Source organism: Corynebacterium sp. KPL1818, assembly GCF_000478135.1.
GTDB classification, from domain to species: domain Bacteria; phylum Actinomycetota; class Actinomycetes; order Mycobacteriales; family Mycobacteriaceae; genus Corynebacterium; species Corynebacterium accolens.
The window spans coordinates 1,079,534-1,095,289 of sequence record NZ_KI515758.1; the positions used below are offsets into that span (position 1 = coordinate 1,079,534).

The window sequence follows — 15,756 nt, forward strand, 5'->3', positions numbered from 1 at the left end:
TTAAGTGCGGCGTACCCGGTTAGAGAACCATGGGTGCAACAATGACGCCGACGATGGCGGCATTGAGCATATTGGTAAGGAAGCCACCGAAGAGTGCGCGCGGGCCAAGTTTTGCGACTTCACCGCGGCGCTCAGGGATGAGGCCACCGATGGAACCAATCTGGATACCGATGGACGACAGGTTGGCGAAGCCAGCGAGGGCGAAGGAGGAGATCAAGACGGCCTTATCGCTGAGCTCATCGACGCTTTCACCGAATGCGGTGTAGCCAACGAACTCGTTGAGGATGGTCTTTTGGCCGATGAAGTTACCCACCTCGAGCGCCTCGTTCCACGGCGTACCGATAAGCCAGGCCACTGGGGCGAAGATGATGCCGAAGAGGCCTTCGAGCGACCAGTTATCTTGGCCGAAGAGGGAACCAATGCCGCCGAGGATGGCAGAGAGCATCACGATCGAGGCGATGAAGGCGATGAGCAAGCAGGCAACCGAGATGGCGATCTTACCGCCGGCCATGGCACCGCTACTGATGGCGTCGATGATGTTTTTGGATTCGGTATCGCGGACGTCTTTAACGGTGGCGTCGAGGTTCGTCTCTTCCGTCTCTGGCATGAGGCCCTTGGCGACGAGCAGGGAGCCCGGCGCATTCATGAGCGAAGCGGCGAGCAAGTACTCCAAGGGCGCGCCCAAGAGCGAGTAGCCGATCAGCGTGGATCCGGCCACGGAGGCAAAGCCGCCGACCATACAGGTATAAAGCTCGGATCGGGTGAGCTTGGGCAGGTAGGGCTTAATCACCAGCGGGGCCTCGGATTGACCGAGGAAGATGACGGTGGTGGCCCAGACCGATTCCACCTTGGAGGTACCCATGAGCCACTTGATGGCGGATCCGACGTATTCCACGAAGTACTGGATTACTCGGAGGTAGTACAGGGCGGCGATGATGGCGCCCAAGAAGATGATCACGGGCAGCACGTTGAGGGCGAAGACGAAGTCATCACCGAAAAGCCCGCCGAAGACGAATTGGGTGCCCTCGTTGGTAAATTCCGTGAGCTTAGTGAGCCCATTGGCGATGCCCTTGAGGGCTTTGAATCCAGGCTCCCACGCGAGGACCAAGAAGCAGAAGACCACCTGCAGGACAAGGCCCACGCCAATGGTGCGCCACTTGATATTTTTACGCGAGCTCGACAAGACGTAGATCACTGCAAGAATGGCAATGATGCCGAGCAATCCTTGTAAGCGTTCCATATTTTCTGACCGTTCTGTGAAGGGACTTTTTAGTTAGAGTGACTCTGGGCCAAAGGAATGGGGGAGGATCTCGGCAAAGTCGTGGCTCCGGGGCTTTCCGTCGACGGAGACGATGACGCGCTCGCAGTTGAACTCCCGCAGGACCTGGCGGCAGGCACCGCAAGGGTAGCAAGGCGCGGACTTTAAGCCGACGATAGCAACCGTTTTAATCTGCGGGATGCTGGGCAAGTGGCCATCGGTGGCCGTTACGTCTGCGGTGGTGACCATGTGCGCGGCGGCATTGCGTTCGGCGCAAATGCCTAGCGGGCTGGAGGCGTTTTCGACATTGCAGCCGGTGACAATGCGGCCATCGGCAAGCAGCAAAGCCGCACCGACTGGGAAAGAGGAATAGGGCGCCCAGGCGTGGTGGGCTGCTTCTTCTGCGAGGCTGAGCAATTCGGCATCGGTAGGAGGTGAATCCGGGGTGGCGTTCATTGCGGTATGGACTTTCTTTCTACGGGATGAAGAGAGACTGCGTTAATTCTCCATTAGAACAAAAAGAAAAATACTCATTGACATCTGTTCTATAGGGAATAATAATTGGACGTGGTGGAGTGTACAACCACTATATATAGTGCAGTAAATCACATTATGTGCTTGTATGTTTCGGTTTCCAAATCATTACAGGAGGAGTCGTCATGGCCGAGAAATTCGATGCGGTAGATGTTATTCGCACCAAGCGCGATAAGGGGGTGTTTAGCCCGGAGGAAATCGACTGGGTCATCGATGCCTATACTCGCGGGGTCGTGGGCGATGAGCAGATGGCTGCGCTCAATATGGCGATCTTCCTCAACGGCATGAACCGCGAGGAAATCTCGCAGTGGACCAAGGCGATGATTGCCTCCGGTGAGACGATGAGCTTTGAGTCCTTGTCCAAGAAGACCGCGGACAAGCACTCCACCGGTGGCGTTGGCGATAAGATTACGCTGCCGCTCGCACCCCTCGTGGCCGCCTTTGGCGTCGCGGTCCCGCAGCTTTCTGGCCGCGGCTTGGGCCACACTGGTGGCACCCTGGACAAGCTGGAGGCCATCCCGGGCTGGCAGGCGGATATTTCCAATGAGCGATTGATGGAAATCCTGGAGGACCCAGGCTGCATCATCTGCGCGGCAGGCTCTGGCCTCGCGCCCGCGGATAAGAAGATCTATGCCCTGCGCGATATCACCTCCACCGTTGAGGCGATTCCGCTTATTGCTTCCTCCATCATGTCGAAGAAAATCGCGGAAGGTACCTCGTCTTTGGTCCTCGACGTCAAGGTGGGCTCTGGCGCCTTTATGAAGGATGAGACCTTGGCCCGCGAGCTGGCGCAGACCATGGTGGACTTGGGCAATGATGCCGGCACCGCCACAACGGCACTGCTAACGGATATGTCCACCCCGTTGGGCCGCAAGGTGGGCAACGCGCTCGAGGTTGAAGAATCCGTCGAGGTTCTAGCCGGCGGTGGGCCAAGCGATGTCGTCGAGCTGACCCTGGCACTTGCGCGCGAGATGCTGGAAGCAGCCGGCGTGCACGATGCCGACGTGAAAAAGGCGCTCAAGGATGGCCGCGCCATGGATAAGTGGAAGCAAATGATTAAGGCGCAGGGCGGCGACCCAGACGCCAAGCTTCCAGTGGCTACGCATACCCACGATGTCATTGCTGAATCCGATGGTTACCTCACCGAGCTTGATGCCTTGTCCGTCGGCGTGAGCTCCTGGCGCCTGGGCGCTGGCCGTGCCCGGAAGGAAGACCCGGTACAGGCAACCGCGGGCATCGAATTGCACGCGGTGAAGGGGGAGAAGGTATCCAAGGGCCAGAAGCTTTTCACCCTGCACACGGAGACCCCAGAGTGCTTCGAGCGCTCCCTTGAGACCTTGCAGCAGGGCTTTAAGATTACCGACGCCCCGCTGGATAAGGAGCGCCAGATCATCCTGGACCGCATTGGTTAAATCAGGATTAATGGAAGTGCAATCGACCCGATGATGATGAGTGCCATGACGGCGAGGAAGACCTTTGCCTGCCACGTGGCGTAGTTGAAGGACACTCCGACGCCCAGGCGCTTGTCCACCAGCACCGCTGGGTCATCGGGATTGTAGTACAGGATCCCCCACTTATAATGCTCGTCATTATCGGGGGATTCTTTGTCTTTATCCGGAAGTTTCACCCCACGCAGCTGTTGCTCGAGCTGCGATTGGGCGCGCAGTATCATTGCCACGATGGCTATGGTGCCGCTAATGGTCATCACCACCATGGTGATAAAGGAGAGGCCAGCCAGGTCCTGATAGCTCGGTACCGGGCCGGTTATCTGTATAAACGCCAGCCCGAGGGACATGAGAAGCAGCAGGACGCCCATCGCTTCGTTGGAGGCTGCAAGGTTTGCCTGATTCCGCAGCCGCGCCTTGATGGAGCGCTCCGAACGTGGACGAACCGCGGTGCATTGGATAAGCCAGCAGATGCCGGCGAAAAGCAACCACATTCCCAGCGCGATAAACGTGATGAAAAAGACGCTGCCGATGGACTTGTCGCTCCAGCTATCGGGCTCCATAGAATCATCCCAGTGCACCGGTACGGGATCGGGGATATCGGTCCAATGGGCGGCGACGATGAGCGCGCCGGCGACGATGGCAAGCAAGGAACCCAACATGGTCAGCCAGGGAAAAGACGGCGTTGGTACATCAATATCCTGCACAGCGTCGGCGTCCCGCTCCGCTACCTGGGCGCTGACCGCGGTTTCTACCCCGTCGAACCAGCCACCGTTTTTCTTAGCCGCGATGATATAGCGGCGCTGGGAGAGGTAAGCCCACATGCTGCCGATAATGACCAGCAGGGAAGACAGGGCCGCCACCCACGAATGGTTAACGTAGAACAGCGAGATAACCGTCGCGGCGATGCCCACAACCCACGTCCGAGTCTTAAATCCAGAAATAGCACCGACCACAACCGGATCAGAAAGGTGGCTTTGGGGAACGCGAACGCCGAGCGGGGCGCCTGGCGCCGCAAGCGCCGGGATTGTGGTCATTATCCACGTTATGACCAGCGTGATCGCGGCCATGAGGACGGTGAGAATCATGATAGCTCCTTCAGTGTGGAATCGAGGTAGCCGTGGAGCTCATCGGTGGAAAAGCCCTGGGCGCGGGCAAGCGCTGCCACGCGGCGCAGGCGTTGCCGTACCTGCTGTTCTTGCGCCGCGGTGTGCGCGCCGGACCGGACGATCGATCCGGAGCGACCCACAGTTTCGACGAGGCCATCAGCCACGAGTAGGTCATAGGCCTTTTTGACCGTGGCCGGGTTAATGCCAATATCCGCGGCGACGTGGCGCACGGGATCGAGCTTTTCGCCAGCAAGCAGTTGCCCGCGGGCGATGGCCAGCACGATTTCATCGTGAATCTGCTGAAAGACCGGCGCATCCGCGTCAGGGTTGAGCGTGATGAGCATGAGCTACCTCCTTCCAATAAGTTTTGTGCAACTAAGAGTAGCATAGTCTGTATTAGTGGAGGTAATACAAAGCGGAGACTGGGGACTAGATATGCACCTGCGAGGTTAAGCTGAGCTGCTTGCAGAAGCCCTCATCGTGGCTGACCAGCAGGTACGCACCCTCGTAGGACTCAAGAATCTGCACGAGCCACTTTATGGTGGTGATATCCAAATTATTGGTGGGCTCATCAAGCAGGAGGAATTGCGGGCTGGGCTCGGCTAGCAACACCCGGGCAAATTCCGCGCGGAAGCGTTCGCCGCCCGATAGCTGGTCGGTGCGGCGGTGCACTTGGTTATCGCGAAATAGTAGCTGTGCCAATTGATCGCGGATGAATTGTGGGTGAGCAGTGGGGTTGGCCTCCGTGACCATTTCTAAGATTGTGCGATTTTCTGGCAGGGTGATTTTCTGCCGCAAATATCCACAGTCCAAGCTGTACTCAACGCCGCCCCGCGCAACCTCATTAAGGAACGTGGTTTTCCCGCTGCCATTTGGCCCCATGAGACGTACATGTTCAGGTCCGGTTAAGTCCACGATGCTGCTGGTGAGCACGCGGGTGCCATTGGGCAGCTGCGTGCCCGGGAGATCAAGGTGTACGTGCTCGTCCGGGCGGATCTTATGTTGCGCAGCTTGATAGGCATCAAATGCTTCCTTTACCGAACCCGCTGCCTGAGCTGAGCGCTTAGCCGCGGTATTTTGGGAGCGATTCTTGTCGTTGCCCATTGCCATCCCGGGTTTCCGGTTGTTGTGGGAGAAGGCTTTGCCGCGGCGCTGATCCCTGGAAATGCGCACTTGCATCGCCTCGCGCTCGCGCACTTGCTTGCGGTGCTCGGCTTTAGCCCCGCGCGTTTCTGCTTCGGCAGCGCGCTGTTCGGTTTCTATGGCCTCCCGGTAGGCGTGATAATTTCCGGAAAATAACCGCAAACGTCCCGCGTAGAGTTCTGCAATGTGCTCGACATGGGAGAGCAGGTCTAGGTCATGGGAGATGACAAGAATGGGCGTAGAAGAGCTGGAAATAAGCTCGGTGACCTTGGTTTTTCCTGCTGCGTCCAAGTTATTGGTCGGCTCATCGAGGATGACAAAGTCCGGGTGATCAAAAAAGGCGGCGTTTAATGCGATGGTGACCGCTTCGCCTCCAGACAGCGTACCGATGGTGCGATCTAGCGGGTGGGCAACGCCTACGTTATGAAGGCAAGCATGGATCCTGTCTTCGATATCCCAGTCGTTACCAATGGTTTTTAGCAGATCCTCGGAGTAATTTCCCGCTTCAAGTGCGTGGAGCGCGGCAATCTTTTCCGCCGCGCCGAATACTTCGGCGATGGTTAAGGAATCACGCAAGCCAAGATCTTGGTCTAGGTAGGTAACCTCTGGTGCCGTGAATGTACCCGAGGACGGCGCGATCTGGTGGGACAGGACCTTAGCAAGGGTTGACTTTCCGGAGCCCTTATCGCCAATCATCCCCGTAACCGAGTCAGGGAGCGTTCCGGAAAGCTGTGAAAAGCAGGGCGTGCCGTCTGGCCACGACAGGCTGAGTTGGGAAAAAGAAATCGGCATGAAGAATCCACCTTTAAAGAACGAGTGTGCAAGGGACGTCGTACTAGGCGGAAATCTTCATAGCTTTCAACAATAGCAGCTGTGGTGCAGAACACAAGGGTACTAGCTAAAATTCATCTCTTGCTGGAACCGGAGGCCTGCAAGAGACAGACGCCAGATTAGAAGCGGCGGAAGAATTTACCCTGGGTGAGCTCCTCGAAGCCCGGTAGTGGCGTGGCGGACGCGATGCCGGGGGCGGTTTGCTCGGCCGCGAGGTCTGTAGCGTTGGCAACGAGCAGGTCGTGGGCGCGGGAAGCCTCGTCGTCGGTGCCATTCGTGGCGACGATGAGCTCGGGGATGTCCTCGGGGTCGAAGGGGGTGAGCCAGGTGGCATCGTCAAGCGGGTCAGCGCCCGGATCCCCAAGGAAGGCTGGGCCCTTGGTGGCGGCGGGGTAGTAGCGCAGGAGCGCGGCCCCCACGGGCTCTACGGTTGGGTCCTCATTGGCGGCGAGGGGCAAGGCGATGACGCCGCCATCAACGATGGGGGACCAGTCCGCGATATGGGAGGGGAAGAGACCCGCAAGGTAGTCGCGGTCCTCTTCCTTGGCCAAGCGAACACCAAGAGAAGAATCAGTCATTCTTCCAGGTTAGCTGGGGCGGCTACTTAATTTCCAGCAGCTGCGCGCCCTTGGTGGTGGACGAGCCGGCCTCGACCGCCAGCCCGGTTACGGTGCCGGACTTGTGGGCCTTGACGGGGTTTTCCATCTTCATCGCCTCAAGGACCAGGACGATATCGCCCTCTTCTACCTCTTGGCCCTCTTCCACGTTGACCTTGATGACTGTGCCCTGCATCGGTGCGGTCACGGCATCGCCGGATACCGCGGCCTTGGCACCGGCACCCTTGCGCTTTTTCCGCTTGCGCGCGCCAGTAATGCCAAAGGTGGCGGGCAAGGCCACCTCGATGCGGCGGCCGTCGATTTCTACGGTGTGGACCTGGGAGGCCTCGGGTGCGCCGGCTTCCGCATCGGTGGAATCATCGTGCGGCGTCAGCTGGTTATCCCAAGACTCCTCGATCCACTTGGTGTAGACATCGAAGGAACCATTTTCCGCGGTAAAGGCGGGATCGGCGACGATGGCCCTGTCAAAGGGCAGCACGGTGGGCAGGCCTTCAACCTGGTATTCAGACAGGGCACGGGCGGAGCGGCGCAGGGCGGTTTCACGGTCTGGGCCCCAAACAATCAGCTTGGCCAGCATGGAGTCGAATTGCCCGCCGATGACGGAGCCCTCGACGACGCCCGAATCCACGCGCACGCCAGGCCCAGCGGGCTCGGAGTACTTGACGATGGTCCCGGGGGCGGGCATGAAGCCAGCCGCGGCGTCTTCACCATTGATGCGGAACTCAAAGGCATGCCCGCGCGGTGCCGGGTCTTCGCTCAGCGAAAGCCTTTCGCCCTGGGCAATCCGGAACTGCTCGCGCACGAGGTCCAGCCCGGTGGTCTCCTCCGAAACGGGGTGCTCCACCTGCAGGCGGGTATTGACCTCGAGGAAGGAAATCAGGCCATCGGCGCCAACCAAATACTCCACGGTGCCGGCGCCGCAGTAGTCAGCTTCGCGGCAAATGCGCTTGGCGGACTCGTGAATGGAGGCGCGCTGCTCGTCGCTCAGGAAAGGCGCCGGCGCCTCCTCTACGAGTTTTTGGAAGCGGCGCTGCAGGGAGCAATCGCGCGTGCCGACGACCACCACATTGCCGTGCTTATCCGCCAAAACCTGGGCCTCCACGTGGCGGGCCTTATCGAGGTAGCGCTCGACAAAGCACTCGCCGCGGCCAAAGGCGGTGGTGGCCTCGCGGGTCGCGGATTCAAAAAGCTCCGGAATCTCTTCGGCGGTGTGCGCGACCTTCATGCCGCGGCCGCCGCCACCAAACGCCGCCTTGATGGCCACGGGCAGGCCGTGCTCATCCGCGAAGGCCTTGACCTCGTCCGCGTTGGCCACAGGATCCTTGGTGCCAGGGGCCATGGGGGCTTCGGCGCGCTCGGCGATGTGGCGGGCCGTGACCTTATCGCCCAAAGCGCGGATGGATTGGGGAGGCGGGCCGATCCAGGTTAGGCCGGCATCGATAACGGCCTGAGCAAAATCGGCATTTTCGGACAAGAAACCATAGCCGGGGTGGATGGCATCCGCGCCGGACTTAGCGGCAGCGTCCAGAATCTTGTCAAAGACAAGATAAGAATCAGCAGAGGTGGAACCGCCGAGGGCAAAGGCTTCATCGGCAAGCGTGACGAAGGGCGCCTGCGCATCCGGTTCGGCATAAACGGCGACTGAGGAGATCCCGGCATCGCGAGCAGCACGAATGACGCGCACGGCGATCTCACCTCGGTTCGCTACGAGAACCTTGGAGATCTTCTTGGTTTCTACTGCCACGGCAGTAACCTCCTGAATACACTTCGTTTACTACGGGATCTATTGTTGCACACCAAAATATTAATTCGTCCGTTTGGCAATAATTGTTACGTTTAAACAAAAATAAACCCACATCGTCACGATGTGGGTAATTAATGACCGGACGAAAATCTACTTTTCAATCGGCATATTGACCATGTTGCCCCACTCAGACCATGATCCATCGTAGACCTGCGCCTTTTTAAAGCCCAAAAGGTAGGTCAGCACGAACCACGTAAACGCGGCCTGCGCGCCCACGTGGGAATACAAAATGGTGGGGGTATCCGGCTCCAGCATGCCGTAGTTGACCTTGAGGTCATCAACGTTGCGGAAACAGGAATTGGGGTAGGTTGCGCGGTCCCACTCCAAGTTGATCGCACCCGGAATGTGGCCGTGGCACATGGTCGTGCCATACGGCGAGTTTCCATTCGGGTCGAACTCCGTCGCTTCACCCGCGAATTCCTCCGGCGGGCGGGTATCAACCAGGGAACCAGTTGCCTCGCGGACATCGGAAACAAAGGCGCGCAGGAGGGAATCGTCCCGGGTTACCTCGGGATAATCCGACTCCGGGAATTCCGGGACCATGAAGGAGGTATCGCGCTCTTCTGACATCCACGCATCGCGCCCGCCATCGAGAAGGCGGACGTCTTTGTGTCCAAAGAGGGTAAATACCCACAGCGCATAGGCCGCCCACCAATTGGACTTATCGCCATACAAAACAACGGTATCGTCCTCGTGGATGCCCTTTTCCCGCATCAAGCGGGTAAATTCCTCGCCGTTGATAAAGTCGCGCGTCAGCGAGCTCAACAGCTCGGTGCGGAAATTGATCCGCGTGGCTGTGGGAATGTGCCCGATATCGTACAAAAGGGAGTCTTCATCGACCTCGATGACGCGCAGCCCTTTAACGCCCAGGCGCGCAGACAGCCACGGAGCGGAGACAAGCCGCTCTGGGTGCGCATATTGCTGGAATGGGGGATAGGGGTCTACTTCTGCCACTGCCCGCCTGCCTTTCTAATAAAACGGGATGATTCGCTCCCACCACTCTAACCCGATGAATGCCAAATTGATCACTTGGGAGGCCGTAGTGTGGTATTCCTTACAATAAGACAGCCAAGTGGGGGCGGGAAAGAATTAAACATAATAGTGCTTTTACTTGGAGCCGCGATTCTACAAGTTTTCCCGCCGCATTACTTAAGGCGCGCACCCAATAGCTCTCGAAGATTAATCGGGGCAGCGAATTTTAATCATGTTTACACCGCGCCACGCGCTGAAAAGGTCTATAGTCAGATCGTTCTGTTTCTCCCTAGACCTAGGAATATGGGCTGCGATTATGGCTGATCATAGCGACAACACCACTAACGACAACGAGGAATTCTCGAAGGGCTTCGTTGCTCGTGATTTCTCTGAGGGTCCGCGCAATGACACTACCGAGGATTTCGGTGCTTTTGCGGACAATGACGCGCGAGCTTTCGGTTCCCATGGCACCCCGCAGGCTGGCCAGGAACAAGGCTCGCAAAGCAGCCAAGAGCAGCACCCGCAATCGGGCCAGGAACAGGCGGCTTATCAGCACCCCGAGTACTCGCAGCAACCGGGTCCAGCGCAACCGGGGCCCGCGCAGCCGTCTCATTCCTACCCAGAACAGACCAATTCTTGGCAGGGACAGCAGGCGTGGAACGCGCCGAATGGACAGCAGCCAGGATTTACTGCGTATCCGAATAACAGCGGGCAGTTCCCGCCACAGGCTCCGCGCACGAAGACGCCAACCGATGGCTTCTTCTCCGGCCTGTTGGACTTCAGCTTCGATAAATTCATCACCGTAGGCTATGCTTCGGCGATTTATGTCATCGGCATGATCATCCTTGGCTGCACGTGGTTGTTGGGCCTACTTTTAGGATTCGTTTTCTTTGGTCCGTTCGGGATTATCACCGCCATCTTGGTTACGCTTATCTGCTTTGCCGAGCTCATTGGCTTAAGGCTCTTGTTAGAGTTTGGAGTCGCAAATATCCGGACGACGCAATATACCCGCGAAATCCTGCACCGGCTGAACTAGGCATAAGCTACAAGAAAAGCACATTCTCCTCTGGGATTGAACAGGGAGAATGTGCTTTTTGTATTGGCCTAATAAGCCGCAGTGTGGGCTTAGTCGAGCAGCTGGGCAACGCTATCGGGGTCGGCATCGGAAAGCATCTGGCGGATGCGGTCGTACTCATCGTCCTCGCCAATGGCCTTAGCGGCGCGTCCGAGGGCGGCAATCGCGCGCAGGACACCCTGGTTGGGCTCGTGGGAGAAGGGGACTGGGCCCCAGCCCTTCCAGCCGTTGCCGCGCAGGCGGTCCAAGCTGCGGTGGTAGCCGGTGCGGGCATAGGCATAAGCGGTGATGTACTCGTTGGGGTCCGCGCCCTCGAGCTTGGCGAGCTCCTGCTCCGCGAGCATGGCCCACAGCAACGGGGAATCCGGGTGGTCTACGATGCCGGCGGCAGGTGCGGCCGCGTCCTTAGCACCGGGATCGGCGGGCAACTTAATCGGTTCTGGGGCAAGCATGTCTTTCATTTCCATAAGACACACTCTAGCGATGCTCGTGCGGGCCTACCAGAAATCAGAAACGTTAAGCCCAAAAGAGTAGAGCGCGCGGCGCACCACCGGCAGGGACAGCCCAATAACAGAAGAGGGATCGCCGTCGATGCTATCGATAAACCAGCCGCCCATGGCTTCCAGCGTAAACGCGCCCGCGCACTCCAAGGGCTCGCCGGTGCGGGCGTAGGCCTCAATATCGGTGGCAGAAGCCTCTGCGAAGCGGATGGTAGTGGTGGAGGTTTCCACGTGGCGCTGCGGGCCAAAAATCAGACAATGGCCGGTAAGCAGTTGCGCGGTGCGGCCTGCCTGTTGGTGCCAACGCTCGATGGTGGCGTCGACGGTGTGCGGTTTGCCCTGCAGCTGGCCATCCAATAGCAGCATGGAATCGCCGCCAATAACCGGCTCGTCGGGGTACCGGGAAGCGACCTTCTCGGCCTTGGCGGTGGCAAGCTTCGCCACGGTATCGGCAGGCGAGTGCCCCGCCAACTGGGTTTCCAGGGCGCGCTCGTCAATATCGGCGGGCTCGAGCACCGGTTCCACCCCGGCCCCGCGCAGGATGGCGGCGCGCGAGGGCGACTGCGAGGCCAAAATGAGGCGCATTAGTAATACCGCACGGTGTGGAAGGCAGATGGATTAAAGACGCGCTGCGCGCCGTAGTGGTCGAAGCGCTCGCTGGGCCTGCCCCAGTGGTTGCGTTCCCCAAAAGCACCGGAGTGGTCCTTTTTCATCTGCTTGAGCACCGTCGATAGCGCGGCGCGCTCTTCTGCCGTGGGGTTTCCCTTCAGGACTTTGATTTCGGGTTCAGACATCTTTTCCTAAACAGTTCCGTGCTTCTTGGGTACCTGGGCCACGACCTTGCGCTCTAGCAGGCGCAGGCCTTCAACCAGATAGTGGCGGGTAGCGGAAGGCTCGATGACATTATCGGCCAGCCCGCGCTCGGCGGCGGCGTAGGGGTGCAAGAAGAGCTCGTCCATCTCTTCCTGCTTATCCTTATCGCCGTAGATGGCCAGCGAGGTCTGGGCCGCCTCGGCGACGGCGATTTCCGCGGTCGGCCAGGCATAGACCAAATCCGCGCCCAGATCCTTGGACCCCATAAACGCGTAGGCCGGGCCAATGGCCTTGCGGGTGACCACCGTAAGCTTGCCGACGCTCGCTTCCGCCTGCGCATACGCAAACCCCGCCGCCCGGCGCAGGAGACCGGCCTTTTCTTCCTCCGGCGTGGCAACGAAACCGGGCGAGTCCACGAACTCAATGATCGGGGTATTAAAGGCATCGCACAAGCGCACAAAGCGCGCCGCCTTTTCCGCCGCGGCAGAATCCAACGCGCCGCCAAGCGATAGCGGCTGGTTGGCAACGATGCCCACAGCGCGGCCATCCACGAAGGCAAAGCCGGTAATGATATTGGGCGCAGCCTCGGCCGAAAGCTCAAAGAAGGAGCCCTTATCGACGACCGCGTTGACCACCTCGCGCATGTCATAGGCATCCTCTGCTGAATCCGGGATGACGGTATCCAGATCGAACTCGGCGACCTCGCGCGTATCGATGCGCGTTGCCTCGGCGCGGTTATTAGCCGGCAGGTAAGCCAAGACGTCGCGGACCAAGGCGAGGGCTGCCTGCTCACTCGGGGCGCTGAGCTGCGCGGTGCCGGATTTCGCGTGGACTGCGGCACCACCAAAGGTTTCCGGTTCCGCTTGGGTCACCTCGTCTGCTGCCTGGTGCAGGCTGGTGCCGTGGGTGACAATGAGGACATCGGCAAGCGTGGGGGCAAAAGCCGCAATGCCGCTGGTATCCCCGGCCACCACGGAGATCTGCGGGATAAGACCGGAGGCCTCCGTCGCACGGGCGAGGTTGCGGGCGTAGCCGGCCAGCGTGACGATGCCCTCTTGCACGCGCGGGCCGGTGGAATCATAGATGCCGACGATGGGCACGCCGGTTTTCAGCGCAAGGTCATAGACCTTGGTGAGCTTTTCCGCATAAACCTCACCCATCGTGCCGTCAAAGACGGTGGCATCCTGGCTGAAGATGCACACGCGGCGCCCGTCGATGGTGCCGTAACCGGTGACGATGCCATCGGTGTACGGGCGATCGTGTTCGCGGCCAAAGTCGGTGGAGCGGTGGCGGGCCAGTGCATCGGTTTCTACAAAGGACCCCTCATCGAGCAGCTGATTCACGCGGGTGCGGGCGGCTGGCTCGCCTTCCCCCAACGGCGCGCGGGACTCGGCGAGCTTGTTGTCCAGGTCCTCAATCTTGCCAGCGGTGGTCTTCAGGTCAGTCATAGGCGTTGAGTTTACTAGTGGAAGGCCAAAGATGCGGAAATTGTCTGGATTCGCGCAGGCCGGTTAGCGGTGGCGACGGGAGGGCGCCGGCGCGGTATAGGCGCGGCATCGGTGGGGCTGGGCCTTTAGGAAGCATTAGATCCCCTTTATTGGGGGATGGGGCGCGTGGCAATCTCTGGCATTTCTTACCAGTAAGACGGTATTTTCCCACCGCACGGCGGGTGAGAAGGCATGGGTGAAAAATTCTGTAACTGTTGAGGACTTATAAGAGCGGGCTTAATATTAGCTGCGTCTTCACGAATAATTTCTTGTATATTTCACAACCACAAGGATGGTCTTCAGGTGATTTCAAAGAGACTGAGATTCATCGCCCCACTTGCCATCGCGGCGCTTATTGCCCCCGCAGCACAGGCGCGCGATATTCCACCAATGCCGCAGGCATATCCCATAACCAATCTCTACAAAAGCTGTAGTGCCGCCGGAGATAACGCCGAGCGCGAATGGCGTTTTGCTGAAACCGGGCGTCGCTATTTAAGCGATGGGACCCTGCAATTTAAAAACAGCACCGACCAGGAAGTGCCGTATACCGCAGAGGTAGAAACCGGCACCAACCACGAGATTGATGCCAATTCCAAGGCCAAGCTGCCCTCTGGCTGGGATACCACCGCTAAATCCGATATCGGCCTAAAGCTGGCCAACGGCTGGCGAGACAAGGAAACCTTTGGCCCCGTCAAGCTCAAGCCGGGCGAATCCTTCCGCGTGGAATACGGCGTGGTGGAAAAGGACTTTATTTCCATGTTCGTCGGCTGCAATGATGATCGCCTCGAAAACATCCCGGGCGCCAATGTCATCCGCGGTAAAGGCCCAGCAGAGCGCTATGCCTTTGCCTATATCATCAAGGCCGATGGCTCCGTATCGGATCTGGCCATGGAAATTCCCTCCCGCTCCGGCAGCACGAATTCCAAGCCCATCGAAGGAAACTACACCGCGGTCTCCGGTCCCAGCTTGGAAAAGATTGCTGACCCAGACAAAGACGAGATCGTGCAGCCGGCCGCCGAACCCCAACGCGATCCCGCCTGGCCCAAGGAAGGCGATACGTGCGAGGCCAAAGATAAGTCCTGGTACCCGCTGGATATCACCGCAGTGCAGCCCACCTTCCGCAAGCCCGGTTATTCCACCGACTTCCTCAACTGGTCGCACGGGGACTATGAATTTGCGCCGGTAACGGACTTCGTCGTCGGTGCCCAGCACGATCCGTATACCAATTGGCGGGGCAATAGGGGCGATATTCCACAGGGCTGGCTCGAATCCGTCGGTGCCGTCAAGCGCGCCTATATGCCGGTTGGTACCGAGCTCAAGCACGTACACCTTGAGCCCGGGGAACGCGTGCGCGTGGAGTACGGCACCACCATGACCCGCATCAACTACCGTGAGGTGCACTGCGGAAAATCCGGCAAGTACGACCTCACCTCGAACTATAAGCAGACCACCGCCCCGAGCGGTTTCTGGGCCGAGGCCACCATCACCTCCAAAGACGGCAGCACCCGCACCGTAGACGTCACCCCTGACGAATACCGCGATCTGCCCGTACCCACCCAAACCATCTACTAACTACCTTTTAGGAGCACACCTCATGCGCATGTCCAAGATTGCGTCCACCACCGCGGCTTTGGCCGTTGCCACCGGCGTATTCGCTGCCCCAGCCGCTAACGCATTGCCACAGCGCGACCTGGGCCCAGCAAACCCCACTACCATTGGCGAGCGCTGCGCCAACCCCGGCGATACCGGCCAAACCGTTGACATCAAGCGCACCTATTTCGACGGCTCCGCCGGTACCTGGACCATCTCTAACTACAACGACGAGCCGCTTCCAGTGACCCGTTCCATCAAGGAAACCAAGACCAAGGAGTGGAACGTTTCTGCTGGTGTGGACTTCAAGCTGCTGGATCTGATCAACTTCACTTTCTCCTCCAGCTACACCTCGAGCCAGTCCTATGAGGTTGGCGAGCAAATCGGCCCATACGATATCGCGCCGGGCAAGACCGCTGTGCTGAAGGCCGGATGGGTAGTTTCTGACTTTGAGGGCCAAAAGACCGTGTGCGGTTCCGACCACACCTGGCAGGCCAACGGCGATACCTTTACCGCAACCCTGCCCAAGGAACGCCACGTCGCGGTCTCCACCCGCGATAACAACGATTGGGGTTAAA

16 protein-coding genes are annotated in these 15,756 nt (G+C 59.0%); 4 read left to right on the forward strand and 12 right to left on the reverse strand.

Annotation, left to right across the window (positions count from 1 at the left end; genetic code table 11):
• Positions 1-19: 19 nt before the first annotated feature.
• Both HMPREF1261_RS05085 and HMPREF1261_RS05090 read right to left on the reverse strand, forming a co-directional pair.
• The gene (locus tag HMPREF1261_RS05085; RefSeq protein WP_023025404.1) at positions 20-1,240 is read right to left on the reverse strand and encodes a NupC/NupG family nucleoside CNT transporter; all 1,221 of its coding nucleotides are present in this window, start codon (positions 1,238-1,240) and stop codon (positions 20-22) included.
• Positions 1,241-1,273: 33 nt separating this feature from the next.
• The gene (locus tag HMPREF1261_RS05090; RefSeq protein ID WP_023030191.1) at positions 1,274-1,714 is read right to left on the reverse strand and encodes a cytidine deaminase; all 441 of its coding nucleotides are present in this window, start codon (positions 1,712-1,714) and stop codon (positions 1,274-1,276) included.
• Positions 1,715-1,917: 203 nt separating this feature from the next.
• Here HMPREF1261_RS05090 and HMPREF1261_RS05095 point away from each other — a divergent pair, with 203 nt between their 5' ends.
• Complete coding sequence (locus HMPREF1261_RS05095; protein WP_023030192.1) at positions 1,918-3,204, forward strand: thymidine phosphorylase; 1,287 nt, start codon at positions 1,918-1,920, stop codon at positions 3,202-3,204.
• Here the strand turns inward: HMPREF1261_RS05095 and HMPREF1261_RS05100 are convergent.
• The 6 genes from HMPREF1261_RS05100 to HMPREF1261_RS05125 all read right to left on the reverse strand — a co-directional run bounded on the left by HMPREF1261_RS05100 (position 3,201) and on the right by HMPREF1261_RS05125 (position 9,695).
• Complete coding sequence (locus tag HMPREF1261_RS05100; RefSeq protein ID WP_023030193.1) at positions 3,201-4,325, reverse strand: DUF1648 domain-containing protein; 1,125 nt, start codon at positions 4,323-4,325, stop codon at positions 3,201-3,203. The two genes, HMPREF1261_RS05095 and HMPREF1261_RS05100, sit on opposite strands and share 4 nt — an antisense overlap.
• Positions 4,322-4,690 carry a GntR family transcriptional regulator gene (locus tag HMPREF1261_RS05105; RefSeq protein ID WP_023030194.1) on the reverse strand — a complete coding sequence of 123 codons (369 nt, stop codon included), beginning with the start codon at positions 4,688-4,690 and terminating at the stop codon, positions 4,322-4,324. The genes HMPREF1261_RS05100 and HMPREF1261_RS05105 overlap by 4 nt, the downstream gene beginning before the upstream one ends.
• An 85-nt stretch (positions 4,691-4,775) precedes the next feature.
• On the reverse strand, positions 4,776-6,281 hold the full coding sequence (locus tag HMPREF1261_RS05110; RefSeq protein ID WP_023030195.1) for an ATP-binding cassette domain-containing protein: 1,506 nt from the start codon (positions 6,279-6,281) through the stop codon (positions 4,776-4,778).
• Between the two features lie 158 nt (positions 6,282-6,439).
• On the reverse strand, positions 6,440-6,898 hold the full coding sequence (locus HMPREF1261_RS05115; protein ID WP_023030196.1) for a hypothetical protein: 459 nt from the start codon (positions 6,896-6,898) through the stop codon (positions 6,440-6,442).
• A 22-nt stretch (positions 6,899-6,920) separates the two neighbouring features.
• A complete protein-coding gene (locus HMPREF1261_RS05120; protein ID WP_023030197.1) occupies positions 6,921-8,681 on the reverse strand; it encodes an acetyl/propionyl/methylcrotonyl-CoA carboxylase subunit alpha in 1,761 nt (586 codons plus the stop codon).
• A gap of 150 nt (positions 8,682-8,831) precedes the next feature.
• A complete protein-coding gene (locus tag HMPREF1261_RS05125; RefSeq protein WP_023030198.1) occupies positions 8,832-9,695 on the reverse strand; it encodes a sulfurtransferase in 864 nt (287 codons plus the stop codon).
• Positions 9,696-10,029: 334 nt separating this feature from the next.
• Between HMPREF1261_RS05125 and HMPREF1261_RS05130 the strand changes: the two genes are divergently transcribed.
• Complete coding sequence (locus HMPREF1261_RS05130; RefSeq protein ID WP_023030199.1) at positions 10,030-10,749, forward strand: DUF4282 domain-containing protein; 720 nt, start codon at positions 10,030-10,032, stop codon at positions 10,747-10,749.
• Positions 10,750-10,838: 89 nt separating this feature from the next.
• Here the strand turns inward: HMPREF1261_RS05130 and HMPREF1261_RS05135 are convergent, their stop codons facing one another.
• The 4 genes from HMPREF1261_RS05135 to HMPREF1261_RS05150 are packed head-to-tail and all read right to left on the reverse strand — an operon-like array spanning position 10,839 to position 13,549.
• Positions 10,839-11,255, reverse strand: a complete 417-nt coding sequence (locus HMPREF1261_RS05135; protein ID WP_005281598.1) for a DUF3151 domain-containing protein — start codon at positions 11,253-11,255, stop codon at positions 10,839-10,841.
• A 30-nt stretch (positions 11,256-11,285) separates the two neighbouring features.
• On the reverse strand, positions 11,286-11,873 hold the full coding sequence (locus HMPREF1261_RS05140; protein ID WP_023030200.1) for a nucleoside triphosphate pyrophosphatase: 588 nt from the start codon (positions 11,871-11,873) through the stop codon (positions 11,286-11,288).
• Complete coding sequence (locus tag HMPREF1261_RS05145) at positions 11,873-12,082, reverse strand: acyl-CoA carboxylase subunit epsilon (RefSeq protein ID WP_023030201.1); 210 nt, start codon at positions 12,080-12,082, stop codon at positions 11,873-11,875. Before HMPREF1261_RS05145 ends, HMPREF1261_RS05140 begins: the two co-directional genes overlap by 1 nt.
• A gap of 6 nt (positions 12,083-12,088) precedes the next feature.
• Positions 12,089-13,549: an acyl-CoA carboxylase subunit beta gene (locus HMPREF1261_RS05150; RefSeq protein ID WP_023030202.1), complete on the reverse strand. Its 1,461-nt coding sequence runs from the start codon at positions 13,547-13,549 to the stop codon at positions 12,089-12,091.
• 342 nt (positions 13,550-13,891) lie between these two features.
• Between HMPREF1261_RS05150 and HMPREF1261_RS05155 the strand changes: the two genes are divergently transcribed.
• Complete coding sequence (locus HMPREF1261_RS05155; protein ID WP_023030203.1) at positions 13,892-15,160, forward strand: hypothetical protein; 1,269 nt, start codon at positions 13,892-13,894, stop codon at positions 15,158-15,160.
• Between the two features lie 22 nt (positions 15,161-15,182).
• Positions 15,183-15,755, forward strand: a complete 573-nt coding sequence (locus HMPREF1261_RS05160) for a hypothetical protein (protein WP_005277392.1) — start codon at positions 15,183-15,185, stop codon at positions 15,753-15,755.
• Position 15,756 lies beyond the last annotated feature (1 nt).

Excerpts from the sequence above, each read along its gene's own strand:
- HMPREF1261_RS05140 (WP_023030200.1), bottom strand. The coding sequence starts at position 11,873 with ATGCGCCTCATTTTGGCCTCGCAGTCGCCCTCGCGCGCCGCCATCCTG.
- HMPREF1261_RS05145 (WP_023030201.1), bottom strand. The coding sequence starts at position 12,082 with ATGTCTGAACCCGAAATCAAAGTCCTGAAGGGAAACCCCACGGCAGAA.
- HMPREF1261_RS05100 (WP_023030193.1), bottom strand. The coding sequence starts at position 4,325 with ATGATTCTCACCGTCCTCATGGCCGCGATCACGCTGGTCATAACGTGG.
- HMPREF1261_RS05150 (WP_023030202.1), bottom strand. The coding sequence starts at position 13,549 with ATGACTGACCTGAAGACCACCGCTGGCAAGATTGAGGACCTGGACAAC.
- HMPREF1261_RS05130 (WP_023030199.1), top strand. The coding sequence starts at position 10,030 with ATGGCTGATCATAGCGACAACACCACTAACGACAACGAGGAATTCTCG.
- HMPREF1261_RS05160 (WP_005277392.1), top strand. The coding sequence starts at position 15,183 with ATGCGCATGTCCAAGATTGCGTCCACCACCGCGGCTTTGGCCGTTGCC.
- HMPREF1261_RS05095 (WP_023030192.1), top strand. The coding sequence starts at position 1,918 with ATGGCCGAGAAATTCGATGCGGTAGATGTTATTCGCACCAAGCGCGAT.
- HMPREF1261_RS05105 (WP_023030194.1), bottom strand. The coding sequence starts at position 4,690 with ATGCTCATCACGCTCAACCCTGACGCGGATGCGCCGGTCTTTCAGCAG.
- HMPREF1261_RS05115 (WP_023030196.1), bottom strand. The coding sequence starts at position 6,898 with ATGACTGATTCTTCTCTTGGTGTTCGCTTGGCCAAGGAAGAGGACCGC.
- HMPREF1261_RS05085 (WP_023025404.1), bottom strand. The coding sequence starts at position 1,240 with ATGGAACGCTTACAAGGATTGCTCGGCATCATTGCCATTCTTGCAGTG.
- HMPREF1261_RS05110 (WP_023030195.1), bottom strand. The coding sequence starts at position 6,281 with ATGCCGATTTCTTTTTCCCAACTCAGCCTGTCGTGGCCAGACGGCACG.
- HMPREF1261_RS05135 (WP_005281598.1), bottom strand. The coding sequence starts at position 11,255 with ATGGAAATGAAAGACATGCTTGCCCCAGAACCGATTAAGTTGCCCGCC.
- HMPREF1261_RS05090 (WP_023030191.1), bottom strand. The coding sequence starts at position 1,714 with ATGAACGCCACCCCGGATTCACCTCCTACCGATGCCGAATTGCTCAGC.